This is a genomic window from Emticicia sp. CRIBPO (assembly GCF_009905725.1).
GTDB lineage: Bacteria > Bacteroidota > Bacteroidia > Cytophagales > Spirosomataceae > Leadbetterella.
The window spans coordinates 203,506-217,552 of sequence record NZ_JAAAKV010000006.1 but is presented as its reverse complement, the minus strand read 5'-3'; the positions used below and the strand labels follow the sequence as shown (position 1 = coordinate 217,552).

The 14,047-nt window shown below is 44.9% G+C and carries 13 protein-coding genes and 3 tRNA genes; 9 read left to right on the top strand and 7 right to left on the bottom strand.

Annotated elements, in window-relative coordinates:
- Positions 1 to 49 precede the first annotated feature (49 nt).
- Positions 50 to 667 (top strand): YceI family protein, encoded by a 618-nt coding sequence (locus GVN16_RS14090; RefSeq protein WP_166564542.1) that lies wholly within the window; start codon positions 50 to 52, stop codon positions 665 to 667.
- 927 nt (positions 668 to 1,594) lie between these two features.
- Here GVN16_RS14090 and GVN16_RS14085 read toward each other — a convergent pair.
- Together GVN16_RS14085 and GVN16_RS14080 are read right to left on the bottom strand one after the other, a co-directional pair.
- Positions 1,595 to 1,668, bottom strand: a tRNA-His gene (locus tag GVN16_RS14085).
- Between the two features lie 70 nt (positions 1,669 to 1,738).
- Positions 1,739 to 2,542, bottom strand: a complete 804-nt coding sequence (locus GVN16_RS14080; protein ID WP_166564541.1) for an SDR family NAD(P)-dependent oxidoreductase — start codon at positions 2,540 to 2,542, stop codon at positions 1,739 to 1,741.
- A 97-nt stretch (positions 2,543 to 2,639) separates the two neighbouring features.
- Here GVN16_RS14080 and GVN16_RS14075 point away from each other — a divergent pair, with 97 nt between their 5' ends.
- The 5 genes from GVN16_RS14075 to GVN16_RS14055 all read left to right on the top strand — a co-directional run bounded on the left by GVN16_RS14075 (position 2,640) and on the right by GVN16_RS14055 (position 8,116).
- Positions 2,640 to 3,413 (top strand): SDR family NAD(P)-dependent oxidoreductase, encoded by a 774-nt coding sequence (locus GVN16_RS14075; protein ID WP_166564540.1) that lies wholly within the window; start codon positions 2,640 to 2,642, stop codon positions 3,411 to 3,413.
- A gap of 29 nt (positions 3,414 to 3,442) precedes the next feature.
- Entirely contained in the window at positions 3,443 to 4,297 is an 855-nt protein-coding gene (locus GVN16_RS14070; protein ID WP_166564539.1) for a fumarylacetoacetate hydrolase family protein, read from the top strand.
- Positions 4,298 to 4,375: 78 nt separating this feature from the next.
- Complete coding sequence (locus GVN16_RS14065; protein ID WP_166564538.1) at positions 4,376 to 5,584, top strand: DUF2130 domain-containing protein; 1,209 nt, start codon at positions 4,376 to 4,378, stop codon at positions 5,582 to 5,584.
- Between the two features lie 58 nt (positions 5,585 to 5,642).
- A complete protein-coding gene (locus GVN16_RS14060; RefSeq protein WP_166564537.1) occupies positions 5,643 to 7,106 on the top strand; it encodes a S41 family peptidase in 1,464 nt (487 codons plus the stop codon).
- The gene (locus GVN16_RS14055) at positions 7,103 to 8,116 is read left to right on the top strand and encodes an energy transducer TonB (protein ID WP_166564536.1); all 1,014 of its coding nucleotides are present in this window, start codon (positions 7,103 to 7,105) and stop codon (positions 8,114 to 8,116) included. Before GVN16_RS14060 ends, GVN16_RS14055 begins: the two co-directional genes overlap by 4 nt.
- Positions 8,117 to 8,119: 3 nt before the next feature.
- Here the strand turns inward: GVN16_RS14055 and GVN16_RS14050 are convergent, their stop codons facing one another.
- Genes GVN16_RS14050 through hisIE form a run of 3 tightly spaced genes read right to left on the bottom strand, consistent with a single transcriptional unit; the run spans position 8,120 to position 9,464 of the window.
- Complete coding sequence (locus GVN16_RS14050) at positions 8,120 to 8,506, bottom strand: hypothetical protein (protein ID WP_166564535.1); 387 nt, start codon at positions 8,504 to 8,506, stop codon at positions 8,120 to 8,122.
- 5 nt (positions 8,507 to 8,511) lie between these two features.
- A complete protein-coding gene (locus GVN16_RS14045; protein ID WP_166564534.1) occupies positions 8,512 to 8,850 on the bottom strand; it encodes a phage holin family protein in 339 nt (112 codons plus the stop codon).
- An 8-nt stretch (positions 8,851 to 8,858) separates the two neighbouring features.
- Positions 8,859 to 9,464 carry a bifunctional phosphoribosyl-AMP cyclohydrolase/phosphoribosyl-ATP diphosphatase HisIE gene (gene hisIE / locus GVN16_RS14040; RefSeq protein WP_166564533.1) on the bottom strand — a complete coding sequence of 202 codons (606 nt, stop codon included), beginning with the start codon at positions 9,462 to 9,464 and terminating at the stop codon, positions 8,859 to 8,861.
- 151 nt (positions 9,465 to 9,615) lie between these two features.
- Between hisIE and GVN16_RS14035 the strand changes: the two genes are divergently transcribed.
- Positions 9,616 to 9,688 (top strand) — tRNA-Gly (locus tag GVN16_RS14035).
- Positions 9,689 to 9,743: 55 nt separating this feature from the next.
- A tRNA-Leu gene (locus tag GVN16_RS14030) sits at positions 9,744 to 9,829 on the top strand.
- Between the two features lie 225 nt (positions 9,830 to 10,054).
- Here the strand turns inward: GVN16_RS14030 and rlmF are convergent.
- Together rlmF and GVN16_RS14020 are read right to left on the bottom strand one after the other, a co-directional pair.
- The gene (gene rlmF / locus GVN16_RS14025) at positions 10,055 to 11,014 is read right to left on the bottom strand and encodes a 23S rRNA (adenine(1618)-N(6))-methyltransferase RlmF (protein WP_166564532.1); all 960 of its coding nucleotides are present in this window, start codon (positions 11,012 to 11,014) and stop codon (positions 10,055 to 10,057) included.
- A gap of 644 nt (positions 11,015 to 11,658) precedes the next feature.
- Positions 11,659 to 11,844: a hypothetical protein gene (locus GVN16_RS14020; RefSeq protein ID WP_166564531.1), complete on the bottom strand. Its 186-nt coding sequence runs from the start codon at positions 11,842 to 11,844 to the stop codon at positions 11,659 to 11,661.
- 187 nt (positions 11,845 to 12,031) lie between these two features.
- Here GVN16_RS14020 and GVN16_RS14015 point away from each other — a divergent pair, with 187 nt between their 5' ends.
- Positions 12,032 to 14,026 (top strand): M1 family metallopeptidase, encoded by a 1,995-nt coding sequence (locus tag GVN16_RS14015; protein ID WP_166564530.1) that lies wholly within the window; start codon positions 12,032 to 12,034, stop codon positions 14,024 to 14,026.
- Positions 14,027 to 14,047 lie beyond the last annotated feature (21 nt).

Sequence of the window (14,047 nt, the reverse complement as noted above, 5' to 3'; positions counted from 1 at the left end):
GCTTGTCGGAGAGATACATTTGGGCATTTACAATTAAAAACAAGTCATTATGCTTTATCTGAAAATTTCTCTGCTCTTTCACCTGCTCCTTCATAACCCGGAAGTTCCGAAGACGGAGAAACCCGCAGAGGTGAAATATGAAATCAATAAAAAACAAAGTGTTTTAAAATGGTTCGGCAAGAAGTCTGTAGGCGGGGTGATAGACGGTACCATCGAGCTGCTGTCCGGGAAGATGTCTATGGATGGTAATGTACTGATGAAAGGGGGAAGTTTTGTGATGGACATGAACAGCATAAGTCATAAAAAGGCGGAAGATAAAAGTGGTAAGGATGGTATTGCGGAGCATTTGAAGTCTGATGATTTCTTCTCATCAAAGAAATTTCCGCAGAGCTATTTTGTAATCACGAAAGTAAGTCCGGGTGTGAAAGCCAATGAAGTGAGGGTGATCGGTAACCTGACGATTAAAGGGGTAACCAACGGCATTATGTTTCCGGCTATTATTATAAAGGACGGTGACAAAATTAAAGTACAGGCCGATCTGACTTTCAACCGGGTGTTGTGGGGCATCACTTACAGGAGCATGAATCTGCTGGCACTGGTAAAAGAAGGGCTGATTGATTCGGATATTAAGATGAAGCTGGACCTGGTTTTTGATAAGGTAAATTGAGTGAGAGCCATTAGCTTTTGATTGCAAGCTTTATTTTTCAGGGTTGTGAGGCCTTGTCGCTTATGATTATAAATGTGTAATGCCCCGTGTCCTGAAGGCCGGGGCTTATTAATTAAAGGAGGTGGGGGCAGTGGCAGATATTTCATATTCTTCAACAGGATATGTTTAATTTCCGTCTGACCTGGTGGTCAAGCCGGGCGGGGCCGCCGGGAGGGAAATCATATTTTAGAAATTCTTTTTACAAATATTTTGTCCCTACGGGACAACTCCACCAGAAACTTTAAAGCCAACTCTTATTATTTAACTTGGTGCCGGTGCATGAAATAAGCTGCCAGCCAATAGCTAAACAGCCAAAAAACAAAAAAGCGTGCCATTGCTGAAACGCTTTTGGAAGAGGGATGGGGGCTCGAAGCGATTCGTCGCACCGCCAGCCCCTCGGTAACACAAACCGATGCTCTAACCAACCACGGTTATTAGGTATTTTTCGTCTGAGCAGCCACTAAAATCTAACTGCTAATAGCTAAACAGTCATAAAACAAAAAAGCGTGCCATTGCTGACACGCTTTCCGGGAGAGGGATGGGGGTTCGAAGCGAGTGTCGCACCACCCCGACCCTCGGTACCACAAACCGATGCTCTAACCAACCACGGTTATTAGGTATTTTTCGTCTGAGCAGCCACTAAAATCTAACTGCCAATAGCTAAACAGTCATAAAACAAAAAAGCGTGTCGTTGCTGACACGCTTTCCGGGAGAGGGATGGGGGCTCGAAGCGAGTGTCGCACCACCCCGACCCTCGGTACCACAAACCGATGCTCTAACCAACCACGGTTATTAGGTATTTTTCGTCTGAGCAGCCACTAAAATCTAACTGCCAATAGCTAAACAGTCATAAAACAAAAAAGCGTGCCATTGCTGACACGCTTTCCGGGAGACTGATGGGGCTCGAACCCACGACCCTCGGTACCACAAACCGATGCTCTAACCAACTGAGCTACAATCTCCATCTTGATTGGGACTGCAAAAGTATTGAAAAAATAACAACAGCCAAAAAAATCTCCCGATTTTTTGTAACTATTTTTCGCTGTTCATGAGTTGATTGTTCATGCTGTCTTCCGGGATTTTACCTTGTACGCTCCAGCCGCCGTCTACAAAAAACAGCTGGCCGGTTACATAAGCCGACTCGTCTGAGGCCAGGAATAAGGCCGGTCCTACCATCTCTTCGGGCTCGCCTGTGCGGCCCATCGGTACCATTCTGCCCCAGTTGGTTCTGTAATTGGGATCTTCGCGGAGGTTCCTTTCCACATTGATCGGGCCTGGTCCGAAAGTATTGACCCTGATGTTATAAGGAGCTAATTCAACCGCCATTTGTTCGGCCATGGCGTGGATGCCTCCTTTACTGGTTGAGTAAGTAATGAGGTTTTTCACACTCAGGGCAGCACAGATGGTGGAGATATTGATGATGCTTCCCTTGCCGTTATCTTTCATGATTTTGGCGGCTTCGATAGAAGAGAATAAGGTACCTTTGATATTGGTATTCATGACTTTATCAAAAAGCTCTTCTGAAGTTTCGAAGAAATCAGACCAGCCGGTAATGGCGGCATTGTTGACCAGCACGTCCAGTTTTCCGAAGTCAGCACGGATTTCTGCAAACATATTCCGGATCTGTTCTACGGAAGAAATGTCGGCGTAATAGATTTTGCATTGCCTCCCCATGTCTCTGATTTGTGCGGCGAGTTCTTCGGTGTAGTCTGCTCCGGGCATTTCGTTGAGCAGGATGTCGGCCCCTTCGGCCGCAAAACCGAGAGCTATGGAGGCCCCGATGCCTCTGCCCCCTCCGGTGATCAGGGCGGTTTTATTTTTTAAGCGTAAAGTCATTGGTTGAATAAAGGTTGTTTTTTTACAAAGTAACAGATTTTTATTTTTTCTTCTTCAAAAGCCTGTTAATTTTGGATCAAATAAGTAAATCCGGAAAATGTTTAAATTAAATAAGAAAGTAGCGGTCATCACAGGTGGTGCCAGTGGTATAGGACTGGAAATCTCAAGACTCTTTGCCAGGCAGGGGGCCACGGTTCATATTTTTGAATTGAATATTGATCTGGCTGAGCGTGAAGCCGATCTGATCAATGCCAACGGCGGAAAAGCTTTCTGTCATAAGGTGGATGTGTCTAAACAGGCGGACGTGAAGCGTAAAATTGATAAGATCAACACCATCCAGCCCATCAATATCCTCGTGAATAATGCAGGTATTGCCCACATCGGAACAGCTGAAACCACTACTGAAGAAGACCTGGACCGGATTTATTCTGTCAACATCAAAGGCGTTTACAACTGCATCCATTGTGTGTTACCTCATATGATAGACAATGGTGGCGGGGTGATCATCAACATGGCCTCCATAGCCGCTACCGTCGGTATTCCTGACAGGTTTGCGTATTCTGTCAGCAAAGGGGCGATATTCACCATGACCTTGTCGGTAGCTAAAGATTTTCTTAAGGACGGTATCAGATGCAACAGCATTTCCCCGGCCAGGGTACACACGCCTTTTGTAGACGGATTTTTAAAGAAAACGTATCCGGGACAAGAGAAAGAGATGTTTGATAAGCTATCAAAAACCCAGCCGATCGGTCGCATGGCCAAACCTGAGGAGATTGCCGGACTGGCAGTTTACCTGGCCTCGGATGAAGCTTCGTTTATCACGGGAGCTGACTATCTGATTGACGGCGGTTTTGTCAAACTCAATAATTAAGCAATACATTTATTCAAAAATAACAGAAAATGAAATTATTCAGATATGGTAATCCGGACAACGAAAAGCCGGGCGTAATCCTCGAGTCGGGAAAGAAAATCAGTGTTTCGGCATTCGGAGAGGACTTTAATGAGAAGTTTTTCGCCACTGACGGTCTGGCCAGGCTTGAAAAATGGGTAGCTGAAAACGGCAGCTCTGCTCCTGAAGTAGGAGAGAGCGAAAGACTGGCTTCCTGTGTGGCACGTCCGTCCAAAATCATTTGCATCGGTTTGAATTATGCCAAACACGCCGTTGAATCAGGAGCTGATATTCCGAAAGAGCCTGTAGTGTTCTTTAAAGCTACTTCTGCTCTGGTAGGGCCGAACGACAATGTGGTGATTCCGAGAAATTCTGTCAAAACAGACTGGGAAGTGGAGCTGGCTATAGTGATCGGTAAAAAAGCAAGTTATATAGAAGAAAGTGAAGCGTTTGATTATATTGCCGGATATTGCGTTCATAATGATTACAGCGAAAGAGAATTCCAGATAGAAAGGGGCGGACAGTGGGTGAAAGGTAAATCATGTGATACTTTTGCTCCGCTCGGACCATTCCTGGCCACTAAAGACGAAATCGCTGATCCGAACAGCCTGCACCTTTGGCTTGACCTGAACGGCAAAAGGCTACAGGATTCAAACACCAACGACATGATCTTCAATGTGCCGTTTGTGGTGAGTTACCTGAGCAATTTCATGACCCTTTTACCGGGTGATGTGATTTCTACCGGAACGCCTGCCGGTGTGGGCCTTGGTTTAAAACCGCCGACCTATCTTAAACCGGGTGACGTGGTAGAACTGGGTATTGAAGGACTTGGCACTCAGAAACAGACAGCAGAAGCGTACGCATAAAATATTTTTCAGGCAGGGGCGGTCATCGCCCCTGCTTTCTTCACGACTCCCCTCATTTTTAAAACAGCATTTATTATCATGAAGACAAATCAAACCACCTGTCCCAACTGCGGCCATGTTTTTGATGCCGGTGAAGCATTGCAAAAGCATCTTGACATAGAATTCAAAAAGAGGATGGAGGAGCAGGAGCGTTTGAACGCCACCAAACTGGAAGAAATCAAGAAACAGCTGCAGGAAGAAAAACGGCAGTTTGAACAGGAAGAGAAAAAGAAAATGTGGGCCATCGCCCAGTCGGAAGCCCTGAAAAAGGCCGAAGAGAAAAACTCAGCCCAGCTGCAGGCCCTGAGAGAAGATAACGAAAGCAAGCAAAAGCAAATCAAAGAAGCTCAGCTAAAAGAACTCGACCTGCTCAGGAAAGAAAATGAGCTGAAGACCCAGCAGGAGCAGATGAAGCTGCAACTGGAGAAGCAAATGATAGAAAGGGCCAAAGAAATAGAGGAGGCTGCCAAAAAACGGAAGGATGAGGAGTTTGAACTGGTCAAGAAAGAGTACGAAAAGAAACTCGAAAACCAGATGAACCTCGTGAAGGAAATGCAGCGGAAAGCTGAGCAGGGTTCTATGCAGCTGCAAGGGGAAGTACAGGAGTTGGGTCTCGAAGAAATCCTGCGTAAAACCTACATTTATGACCTCATTGAGGAGGTCGGTAAGGGCATCAGGGGAGCGGATTGTGTGCAGACAGTGGTCAACGAGTTTGGACAGACCTGCGGCAAGATTATTTTTGAAAGCAAAAGAACACAGAATTTCTCTGCCGACTGGATAGATAAACTGAAAGAAGATCAGCGGGGAGTAGGGGCTGAAATCGCGGTTTTGGTGACCCAGACCATGCCTAAGGACATGGACAGGTTCGGGCAGAAAGACGGGGTCTGGATCTGTACTTACCAGGAGGTGAATGGGTTGGTGTTTGTGCTTCGCCAGATTTTACTGAGAAGCCAGTTGGTGCGTTCTTCTGAAGAAAACAAGGCTGATAAAATGGCAATGCTCTATAATTTCCTGACAAGCTCACAATTCCGTCAGCAGATGGAAGCCATTGTAGAAGGGTTTTCGAACCTCAAAACGGAGCTGGACAGGGAGAAAAGATCTATGCAAAGGATCTGGAAAGAAAGAGAGATACAGATCGAAAGGGTGATCGGTAATACCATAGACATGTACGGAAGTATCAAGGGGATTGCCGGTAATGCGATTGCTCCGATCCAGTACCTGGAGCTGCCCGGAGAAGAAAATCTTTAAATCCTGAAAAACAGGCATGAAATTGGTGAGTGTTCAGCATAATAAGTGAAAGATTTATATGAATAAACAATTTTTATTGCTGCTGCTTCTTTTTTCAGGGAGGGTTTTTGCTCAACAGGAGTGTAATTGCCGGAAGAACTTTGAGGAAATGTATCAGAAGATCAGGGACAATTATGCGGGCTGGACCATCAAGGTCAATCCTGGTAATCAGGCTGCTTTTGATGCCCTGAGTCAGAAAGTCAGGGAGAAATCGCTGACGTCAACCGATCCGAAGACATGCTATAAAATCTTAAAGGAATGGACCGATTTCTTCCAGGACGGCCACCTTTTTATCAATACACAGGTACAGATAGAAGAGAATGAGCCCCAGGAACTGGTCCTGGCCAGGGCTGCCAAGATTCCCGTTCAGAAATACACCACGGAGCTGCCTTTTCTCAATTATCTGAACACCAACACCGGCAAGCTGAATGAAGTGGAAGGCATCTGGGAAAGTGACGATCAGTCATATCGCCTGGGTATTGTCAGGGACGAAAAAACAGCCGGTAAATTTAATGGGTTTCTGCTTTCAAAAAGAGATAACATGTGGGTGGCCGGAAAAACGAAGTTCGAGTTGTTTGAACTGAGTCCGGGGCGGTTCAGGTCCGTTTATTATTATGCGGATTTTACGGGAGAAGCCACTTTCAGCAAGCTGGTAAAGAACATACTGGTAATGGATGGTATTTATAAATTTGCCAAAATACATCCCGTTCCTGCCGTGCCGGTGTCTGATGATGACCTCATGCACAGGATTCCGGATTACAGGGTCGAAAAACTGGATTCGAACAATACCCTCATTGTGCTGCCCCCTTTTACACTTCCCAATGCCGAGCAGTATGTAAGTGAGCTTGTGACAAGAAACGCCGCATTGATTACTTCGTCTAAAAACCTGATCATAGACCTCAGGAACAATCCGGGTGGAGATGAAAATGCTTTTACGCCCTTATTCCCTTACATCGCACAGGGGGCTATCACCAGGAAAGGCGGTAAATTCAGGGCCAGCCAGGAAAACCTGATTTTGCTGACACACGAGCTGAAATCCATCCAGGCCTATCCCCAGTTCAGGGAAACCCTAGAACCCAAACTGAGAACTGTGGTCAGAAAAATTGAAAGTAATATGGGGCAAATGGTAGACGGGCCTGATAAAACATTTTCTTTTCCACAAAATCAGAATAATCCTCAAAAAGTTGTAATTTTAGTCAACAAAAACACAGCCAGCACAGCTGAAAGCGTTAGTCTGGAATCAAAGCAAAGCACAAAGACCATCATTATGGGGCAAAACACGAAAGGTCTTGCCGATTACATAGAAGTCAGAGATCTCGGAATGCCTTGTTTTGGATGGAGACTGGCTTTTGCTCTTGCCCTGAGTTCGCGTTTACCAGGCCAGCCTATTGATAATATAGGACTGAAACCTGACGTTATTATTCCTGATAATGAATATGATTGGGTGGAGTACACCAGAAAATATTTAAATAACATTAAATGAACAAACTTGCTTTTCTTATAGCCTTCTTTTGTCTTAATTCTGCTTTTTCTCAAACAGGTTTAAAGAAAAAACTGACAGGGAACTGGACCCTGACCGATATCAAGCTGGTTGACGGCAGTAAAATTTTTGATCCGGAAGTCAAACAGACCAAGTTTGATATGCGTATCCTGCCATCTGACAGTGTGCTGATTACGCTCAACAGTAAGACCCACAGACAGGCTTTCAAGTTGAAAGACAGTGTCATTACCTGGGGCGGCATGTCACTCAAAATCAAGTCGATAGATGAGGTTTCATTTGTGGCTGATCAGCTTGTCAGTGCGGATAACCAGGAGCCGCTGAACCTGAAGTTCGTGCTGAAAAAACTGAATGACCTTACTTTCACCCCGCAATCCTACGTCGCCAAAAACGGCGACGAAGTCTATATTTTTGAACCGGGTAAAATCGAACCTTTGTTTGTGGATAGCCACCGTTCCCCGCTTGATTTTATCGTGGAGAAGTTTGATTTTTCTGAGTTCAGAAAAGGAGGTTTCGTGGTGCGTTTTGTCGTGACCAAAACCGGGGAAATAACCGGCGTAAGGGTAGTGGCCAGTTCCAATGAAAAATTCGACAAGAAGCTCATCAACTCCGTTTACCTGACCAAAGGCAAATGGATTCCGGCCGAATACCTGGGAGAGAAAGTAACCGTCGAAGTAGAATATGACCTTAACCTCGGATGGACGGATGAGAACGCCACGGCCAATATCGAGGTCGATTCTGTGGCGTATTCTGATGAATATTATTCTGCCGGACAAGGCTTTTTTGAATACAAGCAATACAGGCTTGCCGAGCAGAATTATACCAAAGCCATTGGTTATAATCCATTGAATATCAATGCTTATTTTCAAAGGGCGGCCACTTACATGATATTGAAAAAGAAGGATGAAGCCTGCAAGGATTATCAGCAACTGATATTCCTGGAGCAGTCAAAAGCCAAGGCACTGTATGACAAATACTGTCTGCCCGTCAAATAGTCCTTAAGGTTTTCCGTTCTGAAAAGTAACTTCTTTAACCAGGCTGACAGAGTTCAGATAAACGGCCATGGTGAGGGCTGAAGAAGGATTTTGTATATGCTCGCATTGCGGCCCTTTTTCCAGGAAATAGATAAACACCTTCTCGTTTTTACGGTCCAGGATCTGGTAATCGTAACGGCCCAGGGCTTTTATGGTCTGGTTTTCGGAAAGACCCAGCAGTTTGTCTTTGATGGCTTTTAGGTCTGACTGTAAAGCTTCCCTTTTGTTTTCACAACCACCACGATCACTTCTGAAGCCTTCAACGTCGAAACTGCCCAAATCAACCGGGGCTGAATTGGAACAACCCCAGAACAAAATGCCGATCAGTAAACTGCCTGTTAATTTATACATCCTCACTATTCCTGAAATGCTCCGACAATGCTGTTGACAATAGATAACAAAAAGCTGAATATAAGTGGATTAATAAAGCCACTTACAGAGAATCCATCAATCAGGAAATCGCAGATATAGACCATCAGCACGGTGATGACGAAATAAAACAATCCCAGCGTCAGGATCGTGATCGGTATGGCGATGAGGTTGAGGACCGGTTTGACGAAGTTATTGAGTAAACTCATGGCAAAGGCCACGATAAAGGCCGTTACATAGCTGTCTACATAAATATCCTTCAGATAATTGGGAATGAGGTAAACCACGGCTCCGCAAATGGCCAGGCGAATCAGGTAATTGATCATAGCTAATGTTATTTTTTGTGTCTTGAAATCAAGGTATCGATGACCTCGTCGAGGTCGATGTTTTTTTCTTCAAGCAATATAAGATAATGGAATAATAAATCAGCGGCTTCGCCCAAAAACAATTCCTTGTTGTTGTCTTTTGCTTCGATGACCAGCTCCACGGCCTCTTCACCCACTTTCTGGGCAATCTTGTTGACTCCCTTTTTAAACAGCGAGCTTGTGTAAGACTGATCCGTAGGATTATTCTTGCGTCCGCGGATGATGTGCTTTAGGTGGTTAATGAAAAGTACTTTCCCGTCGTTACCCTCACCCCAGCAGGTATCGTCGCCTGTGTGGCACGTAGGGCCGTCAGGACTGACTTTAATGAGCAGGGTGTCATTGTCACAGTCTACCGAAATATCTTTTACATTCAGGAAGTTTTCTGAGGTTTCTCCTTTGGTCCAGAGGCGTTGTTTGCTGCGGCTGAAAAAGGTGACGCGGCCTTCCTGTGTAGTTTTCTCAAGGGCCTCATGATTCATGTAACCGAGCATCAGCACTTTTCCGGTGAGTTCATCCTGGATGATGGCGGGCACGAGTCCGTCGGGGCTTTTTGAGAAATCTATGGTTCTGTTCATAACTGGGAGTAAAATTTAGGCAAAAGTAGCACTCCTGCCTCAAAGAATTCCCATGGGGATAAAATAAATTGATTTTTTTTTGGAATAGACTTGACACGTAAAAAAACTAAGTCTATCTTTGCACCCACATTCGACGAACGGATGGCGACAAGCAGAAGTAGCTCAGTTGGTAGAGCGTAACCTTGCCAAGGTTAAGGTCGCGGGTTCGAGACCCGTCTTCTGCTCAGAAACGAAAAGTCCCCTAGATAGGGGCTTTTTTTTTCGGAGGGTAAACCACCCGCCGGGGTGGTGGAACTGGTAGACACGCAGGACTTAAAATCCTGTGAGCCGAAACGCTCGTACGGGTTCGATTCCCGTCCCCGGTACTGATAATGAGGGAGTTACATGTAAATGTGACTCCCTTTTTTCATGTCTAAAGTTTCTGGGTCAAACATAGGTCAAACATTTCTGGATCAAGTCGAAAAGTTGTGGAGCATGTTGTATTTTTTTAGTTTGTAAGAAAAACGACATTTGGAGAGTTTCTTACCCCTAGTTGCCTATCTTTTGCCAGATTACCTTTGGTTAGATGTGATGTATATCCGCAAGAAATTTTATTTCCATTTCGAATTTCGCCATTTCAACTGATCTCCTTTCGACAAAAAACTCCAGGCAATAATACGGGAAGATTTGTTGCCAGTTGTCAACGGAATGGTTTTTAGTTGCGTCACTTCCAAATCATTCAGGGTTTTGTAAATACTTTTTAAATTCGATTTTTTTGAAACTAAAGTCGAAAACCAGTAACAATTTTGAGCAAATTTCGCACTTTCGGTCATCATTTTGCCAATAAAAGCCGATTCGCCACCATCGCAAATTAACTCATTGCTGATTCCTGCAAAATTAAGTTCGATGGTTTTGGTTTTTTTGCCACGAAGATTGGTGACTTTTCGGCGAGAACCTTTTTCAGCTTCTTCCGGAGTTGCATGAAAAGGCGGATTACAAATCGTTAAGTCAAACCGATCTTCACCATTAATAATTCCTGAAAAAATAGAATTTTTGTTTTCTTGCCATCGCAATTCAATTTTGTTTTTCAAATTATCATTGGATTCGATAATTTTTTTTGCTGATGAAATCGAATTTTCATCAATATCTGAACCTACGAAATTCCAATCATATTCGGTAACGCCGATAATAGGGTAGATGCAGCTTGCTCCAATTCCGATATCTAAAACGTTGATTTGTTTTCCCGCAGGAAGTGCTCCGAAATTACTTTGTGCCAACATATCTGCTGCAAAATGCAAATAATCTGCACGACCCGGAATTGCCGGACATAAATTTCCATCAGGGAAATCCCAATTTTTAATCCCATAATAATGATTTAGCAATCCTTTGTTGAGCAATTTCACAGCTTTTGAGTCAGAAAATTCTACTGAATCTTCGCCAAATTTATTGGGTTTGATGAAATTTTTTAATTCGGGTTCAATTTTAATTAAAGCGGAAAGGTCATATCTGTCGCGATTTTTATTTCGAGGGTGAAGCCTGGTTTTTTCTTGCGTATTTTTTTCTGGGGACATTTTTTATCTTTAATAGTGAAATTTTATTGAGCGAAATGATCAACATTTAATTTGACAAAATTACGGTTTTAAAACGGGCAATTTCTCATAAGTCGATTTGCAATTTAAGAATTCGGATTTGTGCTTTAAATCAATGCTTTACAGGTTAAAAATGTACGAGAAACCGGCAAGAACTTGGTTGGGAGAAACAAAAGACAAGCCACCTTCAACAAAGTCATAATATTGCTGTCAATACCTTAATCTGCCATTTGGGAGAGTTTTGTAGGAAATCTTGTAGAAATCCAAAGCCATTGATCTTCTTAAAACTTCATAGGGAGCCGATATGTCTCCATAGTTATTCAGTGTGATCATCGGGTGTAATGGTTTAGGCAAGCCCAACGTCTTGTGCAGCTCCGAAAGAGAGTTGAATTTAAGGGGCGTGTTTTCTTCTTTTTTCAAAACTGTATTCTAATTTTATTCCTGGATCCTTTGAAGATATGCTTTTATATCAGCGGTACGAAGGTGGCGGAAATTCTAAACACGGGTGTAACCAAACGGAGTTAGTTGTTAACCAAATTTGCTCTGTAGAAACGAGTTCACTACTTTGTTCGATAGAATTAAATGTAATGAAGAATTTTAAATGAAACCTTATTTAATTGAGTGAATCATCTTTCTGGTTGGATATCCTTACCTTCTGACTTCTCAGGCGATGACTCTATTTTAGAAGATTTCTCACTTTTTAGCCAAGAAGGCCTCTTTTCTTTCAGCTGATCATTCATGAACTGACTTCTGCCGTCACTCATCCCATTAAGCCGGTCTTTTGACCATTTACGTTCGAAATCGCTTCCCATAGTTCAGGATCATGCTGTGAAATCAAATACCCATCGTTAAAACCTCTCATTTTTTGAAGTGTGGCCTTTGATGTTATTTCTTACTTTTTTATATTCTTTTATACTATCTCTCCCCTCCCCACACTTTCCCCTTGCCCCATCTCCATTTATTCACTAAGTTAGGGTCTACTTAAACCAGATCATTTTTATGAGACCTCTGTTCGGAGCTTTATTACTTATTTCATCAACGGTTTTTGCCCAGCAAAATACTCCCGTTTCTCAACGATCAACAATTGAAACCAGCAGGCGGAGCATCCGGCAGGATGTGCCGATGACCAACGCCATCCGCAAGGCCTTTGCCGCAGGCACGCGTGATTTTTCTGGTAAACCGGGCCCGGCTTACTGGCAGTTGGAAACCGACTTTAACATTCAGGCGAGTCTGGATCCGGCTACACAGACCATCACCGGTACAGAGAAAATACTGGTGCATAACAACAGCAAGGACGATCTGAAAACCCTTGTCTTACGCCTCGACCATAATGTTTTCCGGGCCGATGTGCCGCGTGGAGGTTCAACGCCCGCTGAGGCCACGGAAGGAATGGTGGTGACAGCCGTCAAAGTAGCCGGAAAGGAAATAGACCTGACGTTGCCTGCCCCCGTGGGAAGGGAGGCGGCTACCCCTGCACAAACCACCGTAAGGGATCTGAACCGCACCATCGCGACCATTGTACTCAAAGAGCCCGTGAAGGCAGGAACAAAGACTGAGCTGGAGATTGCCTGGCATACCAAACTGCCTGGTGGCCCGAACGGCAGAGGGCACCGGATGACACAGCGTTTTGATGACAGACTTTTTCAACCGACACAGTGGTTTCCGCGTCTGGCCAAATACGACGATATGAGAGGCTGGGAAACCAGTCCGTACCTGGGGCCGGCGGAGTTTTTTAATAACTTCGGTAAGTTTGATGTCCGCATCACAGTGCCGGCCGGTTGGCTGGTCAGCGGTACGGGTGTGTTGCAGAATCCGGAAGAAGTGCTGACAGAAACAGCCAGAAAAAGACTGGCGACAGTTTTGAATTCGAATGACGAAATCACCATAGTAGGAGAGGATGAGGCCGGTCCGGGAAAGGCCACCGCTGCGGGTGATCAGCTCACCTGGCATTTTGCGGCCGATAAAGTGAATGATTTTGCCTGGGCTACCGCCGGAAAGTTTGTCTGGAAAGCGACGCGGGCTACGATCCCCGGAAAAGGGCCGATACCCGTCCATATGTTTTATCTGCCCGAAAGAGCCAAACTTTTTGAGCGTGCGGGAGCCATCACCCGCCATGCCCTGGAATACTATTCTGCCCTGTGGGCTCCGTATCCTTTTCCGCAGATGACCTTGCAGGACGGGCCGAGTGCGGGGATGGAATACCCGATGGTGATCAATTCCAACCAGGGAGCGGCTGACCATGAAACGGCCCATCAGTGGTGGCCGATGGTGGTGGGTACTAATGAAACCCGCTATGGCTGGATGGACGAAGGTTTTAATCAATATATGAATATCCTGTCGGCTGCAGACAGCAAGGGTGTGCCTTATAATCTGGACGGTCTTGGTCAGCGGTACGGGCAGATGAGCGGAGACGAAGAGGAGGCACCGATGATGTGGAGTGCGAATGATGCCGGTAACGGTTATCGTTTCCAGACTTACGGTAAGACTCCCCTGATGCTTTCCATGCTGGGTGGCGTGGTAGGTGACGACGCAGTGATCAAAGCCATGAAAGAATACACCAAAGTGTGGAGTTTCAAGCACCCTTCTCCGTGGGATTATATGTTTTTTATGAACAATGCCCTGGGGCAAAACCTCGACTGGTTCTGGTACTATTGGTTGTTTACGACTGAGTCTGTCAACGGATCGATCCAGCAGGTAAAGGCAGATAAAGACAAAACCATCGTGACCATACACCAGGCGGGAGAGATGCCTTCGCCGGTGGTATTGAAAGTAGAATTTGAGACGGAAGGTCCCGCCATAAAAACACTATCAAATGCGAAAATGCTGGATGCCACTACGGCCGTGGTCACCTGGCCGGTGTCGGTTTGGTTCAACGGCAGCCGTACGTTTAATGCTGAATTGAATTTCGGAAAAAGAAAAATCAGAAAGATTACCCTTGATCCGAACGGCCGTTTTCCGGACAACAATGTGAAGGATAACGTTTGGGAGAAATAGGGTACTGAAAGGATATGGAGG

What these genes read in the sequence shown, in the direction of transcription:
- GVN16_RS14020 (WP_166564531.1), bottom strand. Translation starts at nt 11,844, where the DNA reads ATGGGAAGCGATTTCGAACGTAAATGGTCAAAAGACCGGCTTAATGGG.
- rlmF (WP_166564532.1), bottom strand. Translation starts at nt 11,014, where the DNA reads ATGTCCCCAGAAAAAAATACGCAAGAAAAAACCAGGCTTCACCCTCGA.
- GVN16_RS14060 (WP_166564537.1), top strand. Translation starts at nt 5,643, where the DNA reads ATGAATAAACAATTTTTATTGCTGCTGCTTCTTTTTTCAGGGAGGGTT.
- GVN16_RS14065 (WP_166564538.1), top strand. Translation starts at nt 4,376, where the DNA reads ATGAAGACAAATCAAACCACCTGTCCCAACTGCGGCCATGTTTTTGAT.
- GVN16_RS14080 (WP_166564541.1), bottom strand. Translation starts at nt 2,542, where the DNA reads ATGACTTTACGCTTAAAAAATAAAACCGCCCTGATCACCGGAGGGGGC.
- GVN16_RS14055 (WP_166564536.1), top strand. Translation starts at nt 7,103, where the DNA reads ATGAACAAACTTGCTTTTCTTATAGCCTTCTTTTGTCTTAATTCTGCT.
- GVN16_RS14050 (WP_166564535.1), bottom strand. Translation starts at nt 8,506, where the DNA reads ATGTATAAATTAACAGGCAGTTTACTGATCGGCATTTTGTTCTGGGGT.
- GVN16_RS14090 (WP_166564542.1), top strand. Translation starts at nt 50, where the DNA reads ATGCTTTATCTGAAAATTTCTCTGCTCTTTCACCTGCTCCTTCATAAC.
- hisIE (WP_166564533.1), bottom strand. Translation starts at nt 9,464, where the DNA reads ATGAACAGAACCATAGATTTCTCAAAAAGCCCCGACGGACTCGTGCCC.
- GVN16_RS14045 (WP_166564534.1), bottom strand. Translation starts at nt 8,850, where the DNA reads ATGATCAATTACCTGATTCGCCTGGCCATTTGCGGAGCCGTGGTTTAC.
- GVN16_RS14075 (WP_166564540.1), top strand. Translation starts at nt 2,640, where the DNA reads ATGTTTAAATTAAATAAGAAAGTAGCGGTCATCACAGGTGGTGCCAGT.
- GVN16_RS14015 (WP_166564530.1), top strand. Translation starts at nt 12,032, where the DNA reads ATGAGACCTCTGTTCGGAGCTTTATTACTTATTTCATCAACGGTTTTT.
- GVN16_RS14070 (WP_166564539.1), top strand. Translation starts at nt 3,443, where the DNA reads ATGAAATTATTCAGATATGGTAATCCGGACAACGAAAAGCCGGGCGTA.